Origin of the sequence: Desmonostoc muscorum LEGE 12446 (genome assembly GCF_015207005.2) — a bacterium.
Lineage (GTDB): Bacteria > Cyanobacteriota > Cyanobacteriia > Cyanobacteriales > Nostocaceae > Nostoc > Nostoc muscorum.
In genome coordinates, this window is the sequence record NZ_JADEXS020000001.1 from 4,266,847 (window position 1) to 4,285,304 (window position 18,458).

An 18,458-nucleotide genomic window follows, 5' to 3' on the forward strand; every position below is an offset into this window, starting at 1 on the left:
ATGATTTATTCCACCATCTATTTTCCCTTAACCGAGCAGTATTGGATCTTATTGCCCCTCTCCGAGACGGAGAGGGGTTGGGGAGAGGTTCATCGAACTCACATTTTTTGATCATTTCTACCCAAAGAAAAATTTCAAAATTTCCGGCAGGCAAAAGGCAAGAAAATTATAGAACAACACAGTTCATATCAACCCAAAACTCTGATATAGAAACGCGATTTATCGCGTCTTCTTATCGCATCTTCAAAGTTTACGTATTTTCTCACGAATGATTCTGGATTGCTGTAGCTGTACTACCACACATCTCATTGAAATGAAAATGACTATTAAAAATTAGAAAAAACTACCTCTTTTGACTGATGGCAAATTAAGAAATTAGTCAATATTTCGTATTGATTTTTTTCTGACTCGAAACTATGTCGTTAGATAAGTGACTATATTCACAAATTCATTAATTATTGTCAATAATTCCCTATTTAACTGGATTCTAGACAAAATGATGAAAGCGACTAAAAGCATAGTAAAAAAAGCATTTTTTAATATTGTTGGCATAAGTACCCTGGTTGCTCTGTCTGCTTGCACTGAGCCTACCAGAGAAACTCCCATAGCAACTATTCCTCCCGTTACCCAAACCCCCATAACAACTCCTTCTCCCCTCATACCAACTCCCACTACCACGCCAAATTTAGCAGAACTGGCAAAGTCAGCAGTCGCCCAAGGACAGTTCCAAACTCTCATCAAAGCAGTGGGAGCCGCTGGCTTAAATGAACAATTGACTGCACCAGGCCCTTACACAGTTTTTGCACCCACTGACGCGGCTTTCTCTGCTTTACCAAAAGCTACTCTAGATAAACTCTTACAGCCCGCTAACAAGGAACAATTAGTCAGACTTTTGGCTTACCAGGTTATACCTGGGCGAATTACCTCCCAAGAATTAACATCTGGACAAGTTAAAACCGTAGAAGGTACTCCCGTTAAAATCACAGTTGACCCTACGACTAAAACCATAACCGTCAATAACGCTAAAGTGACTCAGCCCGATATCCCAGCTAGCAATGGCATCGTTCACATAGTTGATCGGGTAATTCTACCACCCAATTTTCCTGCAAGTCTAACCGCTACCCCAACACCACGATAGTTTAGCCAAGCTTCTGTCACTCTGGAGAAAAAAATAATTGTAGGCTGATCTTACCGTCCTCAAGCCACTTGACATCCAATCTACGCCTAGACGCTAAAAATCAATTAAAGAGAATTCTAGGTTGGCTGACCACTTGCCTACAGCAATTTTCAGATGAATGAAGTACACTATTACAGCCTCTAATTCCTAACCCTCTTTGCCATTTCAGGGTTTATTCAACATAACCTGGAAGCGCTACATGTGTAATATGTATGCTACAAAAAATCTCAATTTTCCAGTTAGCAACTCATCATATAATTTGATTTATTGTGAAGATTTAAAAAAATCAATGTTCAAATCTTAGCAAAACTACCAACTTTGTTGAAAATTGATCGCTTAGCGGTCTTTTGCGCTCACTGCTCAATTTTGCCCACCAGCGAAAAACACATTTGTTATGCTTGAATAACATAACTAAATATCATCTATCAAACAACACTTAATAAGTATTTTGAGGATTTTTCATAATCAGATGACAAATTGACAAAAAACTACTGAATCAAAAGTATGTAAGTTTACAAAAAATTTACTTAAAAAGCTTCCCAACCAAGTCGTCAGGCAAATCTTGAGTTTTCTTTGCTTAAGGTAATGCCAGGTGGAAGCAAATACCATCTGGCTGAAAACTTGTTAATATCTTCATGTAGCACCCTGGGAACAGTTATTGCATCGCATGTATCCAATGTACTTGTGCCTTAGGTAAACTAATATCAACGATCTTTCAGGGCAAATCGTTTTTGAATTGATTAAAATATCGTTGTATACAATAAGAAGAGTTTGTCAAGTTTCATAGGGCTGAAATCGCCACAGTGCGCTAACGTGTGAATAAGACCGAATTAGTTAAACCTAAAGTGATCTGCTATCAGGTCGATTCTGCCACAACCTCAACTCCTCAGTTAAGGTAATGATTACGCAGAAGGTTAACTGCTTTGAGGCAAGCACCACCACTCTAGTTGTATTTATTGACAGGAAAAACCCACTTTGATCCAAGGACTCAATGATTTATGAAGGAAATGTAAAATAGGTAGGTTAAGACTTTTCACCTGAGTTAACATAACAATGCACTCTTTCTCAGTAATTAATGTTGTGTAAAATACATGAAATTGAGCAAAACAAAGTGTACTTGACTTTTAAATGCAATCTAAACAACCACTGCAATTCCGAAAAGTCTAGAAAATATTTCAGGGTTTAATTCCTGTTTTTAATGTCTTTTTGGTAAAAGGAGCTAACACTTGCTTAATGAATTCATGATCGATACACAAAAAGAGTGCAATTTCTGTGAAACAGGCTACAATCGGAAGAGTCTTTATACGAAAATCTGCCAAAAGTCTGATTGTTTGTATCGAGTGGCAAGTTTTTGATAAAGGTGAGTCTTTTTTAAGACCAGTCACTTAAAAACTATGTGTGATAGCAACACATAAGATATTTACTAAAGTGAACAAGTCAACTTTAGTAGTGACTTAAACTAAAGTAAAAAGCCCTCCTACAGAGGTGCAAAAGTGCCGAAAATATCTCTGGTAAATCTGCCAAAAAGATTATTTTCGGTTTTCAACTAGCTCGTTTAAAAGAGCATTAAACACATCTTGAGTAATTGATTCTGCAAGGAGCATGAGGAACGCGGCATGAACCAGGCTAACAACGTACTCGAAAGCATATATCAGCCTGACCTAGAAATAATGAATCAGCCTGAGCTCGAGTTAGAAGAACTCTTAATTGATGATGAAGAGGACTTGCTGATCATCGATGAAGGTGACGATGAGTTTTTAGAGCCTCAGTCTGATGAGGACGACGCAAAGTCTGGAAAAGCCGCTAAATCGCGTCGTCGGACACAAAGCAAGAAAAAGCACTACACTGAAGATTCGATTCGGCTTTACTTGCAAGAAATTGGTAGAATTCGTCTGTTGCGGGCAGATGAAGAAATCGAATTGGCGCGTAAAATAGCCGATTTACTGGAATTAGAGCGGGTACGGGAAAGACTTTCAGAACAATTAGATCGCGATCCTCGTGATAGTGAATGGGCAGAAGCCGTGCAACTACCACTACCAGCTTTTCGTTATCGCCTGCATGTTGGACGCAGAGCGAAAGACAAGATGGTGCAATCTAACTTGCGTCTTGTGGTTTCAATTGCTAAGAAGTACATGAATCGTGGTTTGTCGTTCCAAGACTTAATTCAGGAAGGCAGTCTCGGTTTGATTCGCGCTGCTGAAAAGTTTGACCACGAGAAAGGTTATAAGTTTTCTACCTACGCTACATGGTGGATTCGTCAAGCAATTACCCGGGCGATCGCCGATCAATCCCGCACTATTCGCCTTCCAGTCCACCTTTACGAAACCATTTCTCGAATTAAGAAAACTACCAAGTTGTTATCTCAAGAAATGGGTCGTAAACCCACAGAGGAAGAAATCGCTACTCGGATGGAAATGACCATTGAGAAATTGCGGTTTATTGCTAAATCTGCCCAGTTACCTATTTCATTAGAAACGCCCATCGGGAAAGAAGAAGATTCTCGGTTAGGCGATTTTATTGAATCCGATGGTGAAACGCCAGAAGATCAAGTTTCCAAAAATCTGCTGCGCGAAGACCTCGAAAAAGTTCTCGACAGTCTCAGTCCTCGTGAACGCGATGTTCTGAGACTGCGGTACGGCTTAGATGACGGTCGGATGAAGACACTTGAAGAAATTGGGCAGATTTTCAACGTCACCCGCGAACGCATTCGTCAAATTGAAGCGAAGGCACTCCGCAAGTTACGTCACCCAAATCGCAACAGCGTTCTCAAGGAATATATTCGGTAATTAAGAGTCATTTGTCAATAGTCATTGGTGAATAAACAAATGACTAGTGACAAACAAATAAAAAACCTGGTAGTGAATTAGCACTCCAGGTTTTTTTATTTATGGGTCATCTTACATATTAAAATTTATACCAATTTGAAAAAGGAATGCACAGATGAATTTACAGAACTCTTTCCAAGAAAGAAATTCTCAATCCAAAATCCAAATTGGTATTAGAGGATACCCCAGAAGTGTAGAAAACCTTGACCAGAAAAAACTTCGACTAGTAATGCTGCTAAAAAGCCAATCATTGCCAAGCGACCGTTCCAAATTTCTGCTTGTGGAGTAAAGCCCCAACGCCAAGCGTTACGATCTTCAACTACGGGAGTAGTAACTTTTGTTGTGGTTGCATTTGTCATGGTTGGTACTCCAAACTTTATTTTTAAGCTTTATTGCCTTACGTAAACTAATATAACAAATATTTTCATAAAGGCAACAATTTTTGTATTTTTGTTGCGATACCTTGACATAAAGAATAACATCTATTTAGACCCATAAAAACATCGCTCTTCAGGTAGATTTACTGAAGTGGAAGAAATGTTGGGGAGACTTTTATCGGTTATCAAAATACTAATTTATTCAAACCTGAGATTAAAAATCTACATCCCAAAGACGCGATAAATCGCCGTCTCTACAAAAGATTGATTCTTGTAGACGGCGATTTATCGCGTCTCTTACCGCAAATTGAACATCACCCTAATTAAGCTCGGACTTCGGCGACGGTGATAATTTTTTCATCCCGGCTGAGTTGGAGGATGCTTTCACCTTTGACATCTCTGCTTAAAATAGGCACTGTTTCTATAGGTATCCGTACTACCCGGTCTTTGTTTGTCACTAGGGCTACCTCGCTAGAGGCGATCGCCTTGACCATACCAGCTAAGTTGTCAGTTTTGCTGGCAAATTTCAGCGCTTGTGTGCCTAAATCGCCTCGATTAGCCGCTCTTAATTGACTCGCAACCATCCGCTTAGCATGTCCTTCTTGAGTAACTAGCAATAGCTGGTCATCTTTGCCGACAGTGACACAGCCAACCATTTGCTGATTTCTCAAGAGTCGAAATGCTTGTAAACCCATTGCTGTGCGACCCATAATTGGTAGTTGTTCGTCATTAACCACGAACCGCAATACTCGCCCACCAGAACTAGCTAAAATTAGATGTTCCCCTGGAATAGTGAACTGGGTAAATGACAATTGATCGTCATCTTTGAGCTTCAAAATCGTGATTCCGCGACGAGTTAAATTAGTAAATTCTTCCAAAGACAGACGCTTAATTCTTCCCTGTTTTGTCAAGAGAACCATTTGGCTAGCTTCCAGATTTTCCGGGAGTAAAAACCGGCTAACCACATCTTCTTGAGCGCCTTGGGCAGTATTGCTGAGGGTGGTAATCAGTGGTGTTCCCCGTGGAGAACGTCCAGTGGTTGGGGGAATCTCTCCCACCTTCACAGGGTAGACTTTGCCACCACTGGTGAGGATTAGCAAATCTTTGTCTGTATCTGTCAATACAGTTTGAATAATAAAATCATGGTCGTGCAGACCATTTTCAATTTTCGACTTTTTCCCTGATGTCTGAATGCGGCGGACATAACCCCGTTGGGTAAACTCTAAAATTGCTTCCTGTGCAGGTTCTTCTAATTTTGGATTTTGGATTTTGGATTTTGGATTGTCTTCATCATCCTCTGCTCCTCTGCTCCTCTGCTCCTCTGCTCCTCTGCTCCTCTGCTCCTCTAGTATTTTTGTCCGTCGGGCATCGTTGTATTTGCGTTTGAGCGATCGCAAGTCTTTTTTCAGCGCCTTGAGTAATTCGTGGCGATCGTTCAGTAATCTTTGTAATAAATCAATTTGCTCGCTGAGTTGTTCAAATTCCTGCTGTAAGTTTTGCTGCTCTAAACTGGTGAGGCGGCGCAACGGCATCGCCAGAATTGCATCTCCTTGTATCTCACTTAAATCTAGTCGGCTGCAAAGGTTGATTTTTGCCGTACTACCATCAGCAGCTTGACGCAAAATTTCAATTACTTCATCCAAATTAGACAAAGCTTTCAGCAAACCTTCCACCAAATGCGATCGACTTTGAGCTTTCCCCAACTCGTAACTGTAGCGACGGTTGAGGGTTTGTTCTCGGAAACTCAAAAACTCTTGCAAAAGTTGCCGCAAACTCAACTGGCGGGGTTGTCCATCGACTATTGCCAAGAGAATTGCCCCAAAGGTAGTTTGTAAAGCAGTTTGGTGATATAAATTTTGCAGAACTTCTTGGGGATTTGTGTCGCGTTTGAGTTCAATTACCACCCGCATACCTTCGCGATCGCTTTCATCCCGGAGATCGGAAATTCCCTGCAAGCGACCTTGATTTACTAAGTCCGCTACTTTTTCAATCCAGCCTGCCTTATTCACTTGATAGGGCAATTCTGTGATAATAATTGCCGTTCGCCGCTTGCTTCCCCTGGTAGCTGGAATTTCCTCCAACGTCGCCAGTCCCCGCAGCACAACTCCACCCTTACCTGTGGTGTAAGCTTCCCGAATTCCCGCCTTACCAACTATTTCTCCACCAGTGGGAAAGTCCGGCCCTGGAATTAGCTCGAATAACTTTTCATCTGATAAATCTGGGGTGTCGATTAAGGCAATCAACCCATCAACTACTTCCCCCAAATTGTGTGGTGGAATATTCGTCGCCATTCCCACAGCAATACCAGAACAGCCATTGAGCAACAAAAATGGCAACTGAGCAGGTAATACCGTTGGCTCTTGTTGGGAATTATCGAAATTACCGACAAATTCCACCGTTTCTTCACCAATTTCGGTGAGCATTCCTTCATGGCCGATAGGTGCCAGCCGCGTTTCAGTGTAGCGCATTGCCGCTGGAGGGTCATTATCGACGCTGCCAAAGTTACCATGTCCTGCAAGTAAAGGATAGCGGCTAGAAAATTCCTGCACCAGCCTAACTAATGCATCGTAAACCGCTTGATCCCCGTGGGGATGGTATTTACCCAGTACATCACCCACTACACGGGCACATTTGCGATAAGGTCTATCTGGTACCAAACCGAGTTCGTGCATTGCATAAAGAATGCGGCGATGCACTGGTTTCAAGCCATCACGCACGTCTGGTAGCGCTCGCCCGACAATCACGCTCATGGCATATTCTAAGTAAGACCGTTGCATCTCGGTGTGCAGGGCTGTTGTAATGACCTGTCCCGTTGAGAGAAGGTTTAACTGTTTTGCCATGAGTTTTTTCCCTGAAATTTAACTACACAAAAAACGACGAAACTCAATACTCCAGCAACCACAGCATAACGGATGAAATGGGATTCCTGACAAAATTTTGATAGTCACAGAATAAAAAGCAGTAGTATCATCCTTGATGACGAGGCTGTAAATTGACTATTAAAAAGAAGGCAGACGACTATAATCTACATACATTTAGTAGCCAGCATATTTACCATGATTGCATTTCTTAATTTGAAATTTTGGCCAAAATCTCAGCCGCTTGCGGTGATGGCTGCGCCAGCAAACAGACTCCACTTGCAAGGGCTATGGGAACCCCAAAGGCAAACAAGCCAGAATACTCACACAACACAGTGGCTCAACTTTCCAACAGGAATTTTGAATTTTGCCGAAAGTTTGTAGCTTGCTGAGTTCAGAAGTTCTACTATAGTCGCCGCTGGGCATAGCAAGATCCCAAAGATTACAGTTAGCGCTTAAAACCGTCCAAGACCAATTTTTGAATCCCTCCACCTCTATAAGTAAAATTCTCATGAAAACCGTTTTAATTGTCGAAGACGATCTAATTAATGCTCGTGTTTTTTCCAAGATTTTGTCCAAGCGCGGCGGCTTGGGTGTGAAACATACTGAAAATGTGGAAGAAGTAATAAAAATTGCCCAATCAGGAGAAGCAGACTTGATTTTGATGGACGTTTCTCTCTCAAGAAGTGTTTATCAAGGCAAGTCAGTTGATGGCATAAAAATTACACAAATGTTAAAAGCAGACCCAAAAACAGCAAACTTACCCGTCATCCTGGTGACAGCGCACGCTATGGAAGGCGATCGCGAGAACTTTCTCAAGCAAAGCGGTGCTGATGGCTACATTTCTAAACCAGTTGTTGACCATCAACAATTTGTTGATCAAATCATCACACTTCTACCCGCAGACAACCCCTGAAAAATCACGACTGATTTCCGGAATACTCGCCCAACAATGTTTTTGACCGACTAGTACCGCTTCCTTGGAAGTCAAAAGTCAAAAGTCAAAAGACTTATAGTTTAGGCTTTTTCACTGTTTGGAATGGTAGCTTTATTTCCGCCGTGCTGTACTAGTTCCTATCTTTAGTTAAGTATATATGTACTATAAAGAGGTACTGTTCGGCAAGTAGTAATAGGAGTTGGGCATTGGGGACTGGGGACTGGGTAGCCGTCAGTGCTGTACATGGATAGCGGGGCGTTTAGCCCGTGAGGAGTTAAGAGTTATTCTCCCCCTGCCTCCCCTGCCTCCCCTGCCTCCCCTGCCTCCCCTGCCTCCCCTGCCTCCCCACTCCTATTGAGTAGGTCTTTGTTCAGAAACTGATGATGAATTTCCGCCTTGTAGGGCTGCTTGAATACGAGGTAATTCTAGGAATTTTTTCGTATCAGATAGTAGGCGATCGCCCCAGAGATTTTCTTTGAGAAAATCCAAGCTACCATAGCGCGGATCGATGCGGAGTGCGGCTTCTCCCAAGCTCAGTCCTTGTTGGCGATCGCCTTTAGTATATAGCGCCACTCCCAAAGCCAGTAAAGGTTCTGCGGCTTGTTTATCAATGGTGACAGCCGATTGCCATTGCTTAATTGCTCCTGGGATATCACCTTGTTCGTAGTTGATTAAGCCGATATTGTTGATCGCCGGCCAGAATTTTTTATCTTGAGTCACAGCTTGATTGTACTGGGCGATCGCATCTGGCAATCGACCTAGCAGAAAGTAAGCATTACCCAAATCAAACAATCCTTCTGGGTCATTGGGTTTTAACTTCAAACCCTCTTGGTAATTGACAACAGCTTCTTGGTACTTTTTCTGTTGAAAATTAGCTGACCCTAGAGCAAATAGAATATCACCATTTTTGGGGTTGAGAGATTGGGCTTTTTTTAAGGTAGCGATCGCTCCGTCAAACTCTTTGGTTTGTAACTGCAATCCACCTAAGAGCAACCATACTTTATCATTGTTAGGAGCCAGTTGCGTAGCCAACCGCGCTCGTGGCAAAGCTAACTCAACCTGTTGAAATTGAGCTAGTTGAGCCGCCTCCTGCGCCAGAGTCAACCCCTGCTTTTCTAACTTTGCTGCATCTAGTTGCAGTGTATGGGGTATTAATGCCTGCGCGTTAGCGGCTTTTGGTACACTCCATAAACTACAGACAACCAGAAGAAAAATCAAATAAAAATGTTTAGGCACAATACCGCCTCTAAGCCACTTATCAAAGAATCTTTCAGCTAGCTTAAACGATCTCCGCTGTTGGCGGCAGTAAAATCTTGGGGATTGGGGATTGGGGATTGGGGATTGGGGATTGGGGATTGGGGATTGGGGATTGGGGATTGGGGATTGGGGATTGGGGATTGGGCATGAGTCAATAATCAATAGTTCTTCTTCCCCTGCAACGTCAGCTTCCATGCCCCATGCCCTATGCTCCATGCCCAATGCCCATTCCCCATGACAAAAACTGATGACTTTGGTCATACACCAGTCTGGAATTACTTATGACTTTGGTCATACATCGGTTTAGACGTTTTGATCAATAATTATTATGTATGAATTTATACGATGAGGTAAATATTAGAAATTTTACAGTGGATTTCAGCTTGGTGAAGTAGACAACTTGGGTTTGGTAGCCAGACATCAAGCCTGTTTTATTTCCCAAGTCTAAATTCTGAATTCTGAATTCTGAATTCTGATTTCTGATTTCTAAAATTGTTGAATCAAAACTGAAGCGCAAAGGAGTCAATATTTATGTTTAAACAAAACTGTGCGTCTATAGTCTTAGCTGCTGCCACGATGGTTGTTCCTACTCTCTTGAGTGCGCCTGCAAATGCTCAAACCCAAGTCTACGTTGTTGCTGAGGGCGATCGAGATTGGAACCGTGATGGCAGATCCAATCCTGTACAAGTCAGAACCCGCTCAAACTCGGATAATTGGAACCGTGACGGCAGACCTAATCCTAGAGAAGTCAGAAATCGCCGAAACTCGGACAATTGGAACCGTGACGGCAGACGTAATCCTAGAGAAGTCAGAAACCGCCAAACCTGGGACGATTGGAACCGGGACGGCAGACCTAATCCTAGAGAAGTTAGAAATCGCCAAAACTGGGACGATTGGAACCGGGACGGCAGACCTAATCCTAGAGAAGTCAGAAATCGCCGAAACTCGGACAATTGGAACCGGGACAACCAACCCTATACCAGAATCATCAGACTTGGTAATGGTGACATCAGATACCCCAATGGACAAATTATTCCTTCTAGGAGCATAGTCAGACTACGTAATCAAGGTTACTTTAGACTTCCCAATGGGGATATTCTTCTTCCCAGTCAGGAAATTGTTCCTGCTAGAAGGTTAGTTCGAGTGCGTGATGGTTATTTCAGACTTCCTGATGGACTGGTAGTGCAAATCAACCTTTAAAACACTAAAAACTCAAAATCATTGTCAGTATGGAGCTACCAGGCTATAGTTTTAGCCGTGAAGAACAGCTCGGTAGCCATTCTTTCTATACTCAAAATGAATATGAAAATTAATACACAAGACTCTGTAGATTCACCAGTTTTGGTTCCAGAGGCAAAGAAAAAACAGGGCAAGAAAAATTGGCTCTCTTGGCTACTCGTCCTTGCCTTGTTGGGTGGAATTGGCTATGCAGTTTATTACCAAGTAGCTGTTGTTCCACGTCAAGAAGCTAGACGCCGCGTACTAACAAGGCCTGTACAAAGACAAAATTTAGTAATCAAAGTTTCAGCTAACGGAGAGGTGAAGCCTGAGCGATCAATCAACCTCAGCCCAAAAAATTCAGGCATACTGAAAACACTACTGGCGAAAGAAGGAGATATCGTCAAACAAGGGCAGATTTTAGCTTACATGGATGATTCCAACCTGCGGGGTCAACTCACTTCTGCTCGGGGACAATTGGCACAAGCCCAAGCGAATCTGCAAAAAGCACAGGCAGGCAATCGGCCTCAAGATATTGCCCAAGCACAGGCACAACTTGATGAAGCCCAAGCGAATCTTGAAAAGGTACAAGCAGGCAATCGCTCTCAAGATATTGCCCAAGCACAGGCACGTTTACAAAGCGCTCAAGCAAACTTGAGCAAAGCCGAAGATGATTTTCAGCGCAATCAACAACTTTACAATGCACGGGGTATTTCTCTTCAGGCCCTAAATCAAAGCCGCGCCGACAAGGATAGCGCCCAAGGTGCTGTCAATGAAGCACAGCAAGCACTAGCTCTGCAAAAAGCTGGATCGCGCCCAGAAGACATCGAACAAGCACGAGCTGTGGTCAAGCAAAGACAACAAGCTTTGGCACTCCTCAAAGCCGGAACCCGCCAAGAAGATATAGACGTAGCCCGCGCCCAGGTGACATCTGCTCAGGGTTCACTGCAAAACATCCAAGCCGAAATCAATGACACGATTATTCGTGCCCCTTTTGATGGCGTGGTGACGAAAAAGTATGCCGATCCCGGCGCTTTCGTAACTCCCACAACTGCTAGTAGTGAGATATCTTCTGCTACTTCTTCTTCAATCTTGGCTCTGGCTTCCACAAATGAAGTTGTCGCCAATTTAGCAGAAACCAATATTTCCAAAATTAGCCTTGGTCAAAAAGTTACCATTCAGGCAGATGCCTACCCAGGAAAAACCTTTGAAGGAAAAGTCAGGCAAATTGCTGCCCAATCCGTAGTAGAGCAAAACGTTACCAGTTTTGAAGTCAGAGTGTCACTTTCAGATCCTGAAAGGGTACTACGGTCTGGGATGAATGTGGAAGCAGATTTTCAAGTTGGTGAAGTGAAAAATGCCCTGGTGGTGCCAACAGCCTCGGTGGTGCGTCAAGAGAATGCTACAGGTGTGTTTGTACCAGGAAACAATAACAGACCTGTGTTCACTCCCATTGAGACAGGGGTCACCGCAAATAACTTTACTGAAGTTAAGTCTGGGTTAACAGGAAACGAAAGGGTGTTGCTCAGTTTCCCACCAGGATCGCGTCCCCAATCAACACCACGAGGAGGAGTTTTTCCAGGCCTCGGAGGTGGCGGTGGTGGTGGCGGTGGAAGAGGAGGTCGTGGTGGTGGTGGTGGTTCCCCTTAAAGAGAGTTTTAAATACAACGTTATGTTTAAGATATTTAAGGGTTTTTACAAAGCTAAGAATAGCCGCACAGTGCCGCTGTTGGAAATATTGTCAATGGCGGTAGAAACGCTGTGGAGTAATAAATTACGCACAGGATTAACTATGTTGGGCGTAATTATTGGCATTTCCTCAGTAATTGCCATTACCTCAGTTGGTCAAGGGGTGCAAAAGGGAGTTGAACAACAGATCCAAGCATTGGGCACAGATGTGCTGCAAATTTTAGCTGGTGCAGCCAGAAGCGGGAATGTCCGTCAAGGAGTAGGTTCTAGCAGCACGTTGACCTGGGAAGACGCCAAAGCGATCGCCACACAAGCCCCATCAGTTCAACTTGTTTCTGCCTACCTACAACGAAGTGCCCAAGTTGTCTATGCAGGACAGAACACTTCAACAACAATTTATGGTACAGATTTAAACTACCCAGAAGTCAGAAATACCCACCCCCAGCAGGGGAGATATTTTACTGAAGAAGAACTAAATGGCGCCGCCCAAGTTGCCATTCTTGGCCCTACAGTCCAACGCACACTTTTTGGACAGAGTGGCAATGTTATAGGCGAGAGAATTCGGATTCAGGGAGAAGCTTACGAAGTCATCGGCGTAATGGAACCTAAAGGTTCTCAAGGACCGATCGATCGAGATGACCAAATTTTCATTCCTCTAACTAGTATGTCGGCAAGGCTAGTTGGTAATAATGCTTTGGTAGGCGTTTCTGTAACCGGGATTTTAGTTAAATCTCCGAATCAAGAAGATTTAGAAGCGGCTCAGTTTCAAGTCACCAATTTATTACGCTTGCGGCATAATATTTACCCGCCCCAAGTTGATGATTTCCGACTCACCAACCAAGCTGATATTGTTAGTACCTTCACTAATGTTGTCGGTTTATTTACAGTAATGGTAGTGGCGATCGCTGGCATCTCTTTAGTAGTTGGCGGCATTGGTATTGCCAACATCATGTTAGTTTCCGTAGTCGAACGCACACGAGAAATCGGCATTCGTAAAGCCGTAGGTGCCACCAACTCAGCAATCCTCAATCAATTTTTAGCGGAAGCGATCGTCATTTCTATTCTTGGCGGGGGTATTGGTATGGTAAGTGGTATTGTGATTGCTTACGGAGCAGCAAATATTTTTAAGTTTCCATTCGTAATTTCTTTATTATCAATAATTGCTGGATTTGGACTTTCAATAACAGTTGGCTTACTTGCTGGAGTGATTCCCGCACGCAACGCATCAAAATTAGATCCAATTACTGCTTTACGTAGTGATTAATTAAAAGTTAAAAGCCTGAGGTTTGTAATTAGTAGCTAAATGTGCATTTTAACAAATCAGGACTTACCCAAAATCATGAAAAAACGAACCGCAAAGGACGCAAAGGACACATTCGCGCAGCGTCTCGCAGAGAAGAAATAAGAGTTTTAGAGAGTTTTTGCGTAAGTCCTACAAATTACTAATGACCAATAATTAATGACTAATGACCAATGACTACAATGATTTGGATGGAATCTATCACCAAAACCTACTACTTAGGAGAAGTTAGTGTTCCGATTCTTAAGGGAATTCAACTCTCCATTGATGAAGGGGAATACGTCTCTATTATGGGTGCATCAGGTTCGGGTAAATCTACGCTCATGAATATTTTAGGATGTCTGGATAGACCTACAACTGGACACTATATTTTTGAAGGCAGAAACCTAACGACTTTTGATGATGATGAATTAGCTTATATCCGTAATCAAAGGATAGGTTTTGTTTTTCAACAATTTAATTTATTAGCGCGGGCGACAGCATTAGAAAATGTGATGTTGCCAATGGTTTATGCTAACTTACCCAAACCAAAACGCCGCGAAAGGGCATTAGAAGCTTTGGAAAAGGTAGGGCTAGGAGAACGCATTTCTAACCGTCCCAGTCAACTCTCTGGTGGACAACAACAACGGGTAGCTATTGCTCGTGCTTTAGTCAATCGACCTGCATTAGTTTTGGCAGATGAGCCAACAGGTGCTTTAGATACAGAGACTTCTCATGAAGTGATGAATTTATTGACAGAACTTAATGAGCAAGGCATCACAATTGTAATTGTTACTCATGAACCAGATATTGCTGCTCAAACTAAAAGAATTATCCGAGTTCAAGATGGTTTAATTGTTGGTTGAGTCATTTGTCATTTGTCATTTGTCATTTATTATTCTCCGCGTCCCCGCATCCCCGCGTCCTCCACTCCCCATTCCCTACTCCCCATTCCCCATTCCCATTACAAATATGAGTTTGATTTTTTGGTGTGTAAATTCTACCTGGATTGTCTTGGCAATCGCTATTTTTTTTCCAACTTTAGCAAGTGCAACAACTCCCCCAAAACCACAAAATTCCTCAAGCTCTTTACAGGTTCCTGATTACCTCAATCCCAATCCCAATCCTCTACAATTTCCTACCAAGCCAGAGGAAGTGAAGGTTCAGCAAACTGTGTCAATTAGTTTGACACAAGCTTTGGAATTAGCACAACGCAATAATCGAGATTTACAAATAGCCATCTTACAACTAGAACGCAGTCGTTCTGCACTCCGCGAATCTCAAGCTGCCTTATTTCCTACTCTTGGAATCAACGGAAATGTGACTAACAGTGGTAACGGTTTTAGGAGCAATTCATCTCAAGCTAGCACTTCTTTTAATGGTTCAGCACAACTGAATTATGATTTGTATACCTCTGGTAACCGAGAAGCTACTATCCGAGCAGCCGAGGAACAGTTACGGATAGATGAATTAAATGTTGAAAGCAGCTCTCTGGAAATTGAGCTGAATGTCACGACTCAATATTATGATTTGCAACAGGCTGATGAACAAGTACGAATTAATCAGTCTGCTGTAGATAATGCCCAGGCTAGTTTGCGGGATACTGAAGCTAGAGAAAACGCTGGAGTGGGTACGGGATTTGATGTACTGCAAGCTCAGGTAAATTTAGCTAACGCTCAACAAGAACTGACTAATGCTATTTACCAGCAGCAAATTGCCCGTCGGCAACTTGCAACTGTGTTAAGTTTAGCCCAATCAGTTAATATCACTGCCTCAGATCCTGTAAAATTAGCAGGTCTTTGGCAGCCGACACTGGAAGAAACAATTATCCAAGCTTTTCAAAATCGTCCAGAATTGCAACAACAATTAGCACAACGTAATATTAGCGAGCAACAGCGACGACAAGCGCTTTCACAGTTGGGACCACAAATTAGTTTAGCAGGTAGCTACAGCGTGCGCGATCGCTATGATGATGGCGTTAGTTCTAGTGATAGCTATTCTGTGGGACTGCAAGCAAGTCTCAATTTGTTCGATGGGGGAGCAGCAAGAGCGCGTGCAGCTCAATCGAAAGCTAATATTGCGATCGCAGAAGTTCAATTTGCTACCCAGCGCGACCAAATTCGCTTTAATGTAGAACAGTACTATTCTCAATTACAATCCAATTTAAATAATGTGCAAACTTCTAGTGTGGCTTTAAATCAAGCTACCCAGGCTTTGGATTTAGCCAGGTTGAGATTCCAAGCTGGTGTCGGAACTCAAACAGAGGTAATTGCTGCGGAAAACGACCTCACAAGAGCAGAAGGAAATCGAGTCACAGCTATCTTGGATTACAATCGCGCTCTAGCTAATTTACAAAGATCCGTCACTTCCAGGGCTTCGCGCTAAAGTCAACCGATTTTCGATTTTAAATTTTGGATTTTGGATTGAAACAGACCACTCTGGGTAGGTTGCTCAAGGATTTTGAATTTTGGATTTGTTCCGCCCTAACGTTGCGGGGCATGTAGCTTGCTTCTTTGTTCGCGTAGCGTTCCGTAGGAAAAGAGTACCAAAATAATCTAAAATCTAAAATCTAAAATTGGTACGGTCAAATTATTGCAGAAAAGTTTGTTGCCTTCTACTTAATTGGTGTCAATAGTTTTGATGAAGCTGTATCCCCATGTTTACCTAGCAATTGCTGTTCTTTTTCTTGGATCTTGTCAATCAACCGAGATTTCACCAAAATCACAACCCAATACTACTGAGACAAGCACATCTCAAAAGAGAGTGAATCTGGATAAAAATTTCCAGATTGCAATGGGTCAAAGTATCTATGTTCCTGTCTATTCCCATATTTATCATCACAATCGCCAGGAAATTTTTGAGTTAGCCGTTACCCTGAGTATTCGGAATACAGATTTGAACAATCCAATGGTTGTGACTTCCGTGCGCTACTATAACTCAGACGGTAAATTAGTTAAGCAATATTTAGAGCATCCGATTCAACTTGATGCCCTAGCTTCCACAGAATTTTTTATTAATAGAAATGACACTAGTGGAGGTTTAGGAGCAAATTTTATTGTTGACTGGGTAGCGCAAACAGAAATATCTGAACCTATAGTAGAAGCAGTAATGATTGGTACTGATTTTCAGCAAGGAATTTCTTTTACTAGTAGTGGTAGGGTGATTAAAAGTCAAAAGAACGATAAGCGATCGCTTTCAAAATAGTGGAAAATCAGGCATAATTAAGTCACTCGATTTTAGATTTTGGATTTACGATAGCGCAGCGTTAGCGAGTCATCGATAGCGGAGCGTTAGCGAGTACTCGAGCGTCGCGTCTTTTGGATTAACCCCATGCATGAATGCAGGGGCTTGAATAATGAAATTGTTTGATTCTCACTCGCGTCTGAAATCAGTGGCTTGAAACCTTTTTTAGATTCTATATTTTGATTTTAATCCAAAATCTAAAATCTAAAATCTAAAATTGTCTCGGTCAATATTAACCAGAAACTTAATGTTGAAAACCCTGTACATTGTGCGACATTGCCAAGCAGCTGGACAGGAACCTAACGCGCCTCTGACAGCAGAAGGCTACCTGCAAGCGATCGCTCTTAGTGATTTGTTATTCGATTTTGGAATCGAGCGATTTATCTCCAGTCCATTCACTAGAGCATATCAGTCAATTGCTCCTCTGGCTGAACGTCTGGGCTTCTCAATCGAGATTGACAAGAGACTTGCTGAGCGCGTCTTGTGTGGAATACCGCTTGCTGATTGGCGCCAGCGATTGGCCCAGTCATTTACCAATCTTGATTTATGTCTGGATGGTGGTGAGTCAAGTCGTGATGCTATGGCGCGGGGAATAGCTGTTGTAGATGAAGCATTGCAGCAAAAAGCAAACACAATTGCGATCGTCACGCATGGTAATTTAATGGCGTTGATCCTAAAACATTTTGACGATCGCATTGGTTATCCTGAATGGGAAAAATTGAGCAATCCAGATGTGTATCGCGTACAGTTTCTCAACAGTGCAACACATGTAGAGCGAATGATATTTTTCTAAATAGTTTAGCAACAAGCCTTTAACTCACAGCATAATCTGTGTACTCCCGTACATAGGGCGGGTGAAAACCAACTACAATATCGTGTTTTGGTACTCCCATTGCCACCAATTGCTCACCTACATCCTCTTCTGTACCATTCCACTGAATCCAAATCTTGCCGTTTTTAATATCAAAGTGCATCACAGGACCAAAAACCCGACGTTTATTTTGCCAGCCAATATATATCAGTTGGTAATGGTCTTGTTCTAAATCAAAAATTGTTTGAGCTTCAATTTCATTATTAGATGAGGCAAGCTGAGCATATTCTGTAATTATTTTCCGAATACATTCCCGATATTTTTCTAAATTTGCCATCGGATAATTTCCCCCTTTTCCACATCATAAACTACCAGATTAATTTGACTTCGCTCGATAATAGTTTTAATAAACGGTTTAGTTAAAAAGTCGTTATAAGTGTTTAAGGGCACTGCTAAATACAAACTTAGCTCAGAACCTATTTCTTCTAACGCATATCGATAATTAATAAACTGCCCCACCGCTGTATGAAACTCATAAATAGTTGAAGTACCGATAAAACTTTTAACTTCGACTGCTATTTTTTGTCCTTCTCTTTCTGCCGCAATAATTTTCTCTGCACCTAAATCAACATACATATCGGCAATATTTTCTATGCGAATTAGCAAAGGGTCATGAGTAATTCGCCACCCGTCTTTTTCTAATGCCAATTTCACAACATCGTGAAATTTATCTCTAGCTGACATAAACTTTTTTCTCAGCCTGTATAGGCATTCTATATATATTTAG

16 protein-coding genes are annotated in these 18,458 nt (G+C 42.2%); 11 read left to right on the forward strand and 5 right to left on the reverse strand.

The window, feature by feature from the left end; translation table 11 throughout:
* Positions 1 to 499 precede the first annotated feature (499 nt).
* The gene (locus IQ276_RS18265; RefSeq protein WP_193919088.1) at positions 500 to 1,138 is read left to right on the forward strand and encodes a fasciclin domain-containing protein; all 639 of its coding nucleotides are present in this window, start codon (positions 500 to 502) and stop codon (positions 1,136 to 1,138) included.
* Positions 1,139 to 2,793: 1,655 nt separating this feature from the next.
* A complete protein-coding gene (rpoD, locus tag IQ276_RS18270) occupies positions 2,794 to 3,963 on the forward strand; it encodes an RNA polymerase sigma factor RpoD (RefSeq protein ID WP_012412585.1) in 1,170 nt (389 codons plus the stop codon).
* A gap of 212 nt (positions 3,964 to 4,175) precedes the next feature.
* Here rpoD and IQ276_RS18275 read toward each other — a convergent pair whose 3' ends face one another.
* Positions 4,176 to 4,361, reverse strand: coding sequence for a CAB/ELIP/HLIP family chlorophyll-binding protein (locus tag IQ276_RS18275; protein ID WP_073645155.1), 186 nt, complete (start codon positions 4,359 to 4,361; stop codon positions 4,176 to 4,178).
* A gap of 341 nt (positions 4,362 to 4,702) precedes the next feature.
* A complete protein-coding gene (gene gyrA, locus IQ276_RS18280) occupies positions 4,703 to 7,219 on the reverse strand; it encodes a DNA gyrase subunit A (protein WP_235115764.1) in 2,517 nt (838 codons plus the stop codon).
* A gap of 216 nt (positions 7,220 to 7,435) precedes the next feature.
* Between gyrA and IQ276_RS18285 the strand changes: the two genes are divergently transcribed.
* Together IQ276_RS18285 and IQ276_RS18290 are read left to right on the forward strand one after the other, a co-directional pair.
* On the forward strand, positions 7,436 to 7,621 hold the full coding sequence (locus IQ276_RS18285) for a hypothetical protein (RefSeq protein ID WP_235115765.1): 186 nt from the start codon (positions 7,436 to 7,438) through the stop codon (positions 7,619 to 7,621).
* A gap of 127 nt (positions 7,622 to 7,748) precedes the next feature.
* Positions 7,749 to 8,153 (forward strand): response regulator, encoded by a 405-nt coding sequence (locus IQ276_RS18290; RefSeq protein ID WP_193925241.1) that lies wholly within the window; start codon positions 7,749 to 7,751, stop codon positions 8,151 to 8,153.
* 372 nt (positions 8,154 to 8,525) lie between these two features.
* On the opposite strand, the gene IQ276_RS18295 is transcribed toward IQ276_RS18290, so the two are convergent.
* A complete protein-coding gene (locus IQ276_RS18295) occupies positions 8,526 to 9,410 on the reverse strand; it encodes a tetratricopeptide repeat protein (protein ID WP_235116329.1) in 885 nt (294 codons plus the stop codon).
* A gap of 552 nt (positions 9,411 to 9,962) precedes the next feature.
* Here IQ276_RS18295 and IQ276_RS18300 point away from each other — a divergent pair.
* From IQ276_RS18300 to IQ276_RS18330, 7 genes are all read left to right on the forward strand, one after another.
* Complete coding sequence (locus tag IQ276_RS18300; protein ID WP_235115766.1) at positions 9,963 to 10,631, forward strand: hypothetical protein; 669 nt, start codon at positions 9,963 to 9,965, stop codon at positions 10,629 to 10,631.
* Positions 10,632 to 10,733: 102 nt separating this feature from the next.
* Positions 10,734 to 12,299 carry an efflux RND transporter periplasmic adaptor subunit gene (locus IQ276_RS18305; protein ID WP_235115767.1) on the forward strand — a complete coding sequence of 522 codons (1,566 nt, stop codon included), beginning with the start codon at positions 10,734 to 10,736 and terminating at the stop codon, positions 12,297 to 12,299.
* 22 nt (positions 12,300 to 12,321) lie between these two features.
* Positions 12,322 to 13,602, forward strand: a complete 1,281-nt coding sequence (locus IQ276_RS18310) for an ABC transporter permease (RefSeq protein WP_228043549.1) — start codon at positions 12,322 to 12,324, stop codon at positions 13,600 to 13,602.
* A gap of 209 nt (positions 13,603 to 13,811) precedes the next feature.
* On the forward strand, positions 13,812 to 14,483 hold the full coding sequence (locus IQ276_RS18315; protein ID WP_303819068.1) for an ABC transporter ATP-binding protein: 672 nt from the start codon (positions 13,812 to 13,814) through the stop codon (positions 14,481 to 14,483).
* A 106-nt stretch (positions 14,484 to 14,589) separates the two neighbouring features.
* Positions 14,590 to 16,002: a TolC family protein gene (locus IQ276_RS18320; protein WP_193915384.1), complete on the forward strand. Its 1,413-nt coding sequence runs from the start codon at positions 14,590 to 14,592 to the stop codon at positions 16,000 to 16,002.
* A 255-nt stretch (positions 16,003 to 16,257) separates the two neighbouring features.
* Positions 16,258 to 16,821: a DUF3124 domain-containing protein gene (locus IQ276_RS18325; RefSeq protein WP_193915386.1), complete on the forward strand. Its 564-nt coding sequence runs from the start codon at positions 16,258 to 16,260 to the stop codon at positions 16,819 to 16,821.
* A gap of 286 nt (positions 16,822 to 17,107) precedes the next feature.
* The gene (locus IQ276_RS18330; protein WP_193915388.1) at positions 17,108 to 17,653 is read left to right on the forward strand and encodes a histidine phosphatase family protein; all 546 of its coding nucleotides are present in this window, start codon (positions 17,108 to 17,110) and stop codon (positions 17,651 to 17,653) included.
* Positions 17,654 to 17,672: 19 nt separating this feature from the next.
* Here the strand turns inward: IQ276_RS18330 and IQ276_RS18335 are convergent, their stop codons facing one another.
* Both IQ276_RS18335 and IQ276_RS18340 read right to left on the reverse strand, forming a co-directional pair.
* Positions 17,673 to 18,008: a XisI protein gene (locus IQ276_RS18335; protein WP_190876746.1), complete on the reverse strand. Its 336-nt coding sequence runs from the start codon at positions 18,006 to 18,008 to the stop codon at positions 17,673 to 17,675.
* Entirely contained in the window at positions 17,996 to 18,415 is a 420-nt protein-coding gene (locus IQ276_RS18340; protein WP_193915390.1) for a XisH family protein, read from the reverse strand. Before IQ276_RS18340 ends, IQ276_RS18335 begins: the two co-directional genes overlap by 13 nt.
* Positions 18,416 to 18,458: the final 43 nt, after the last annotated feature.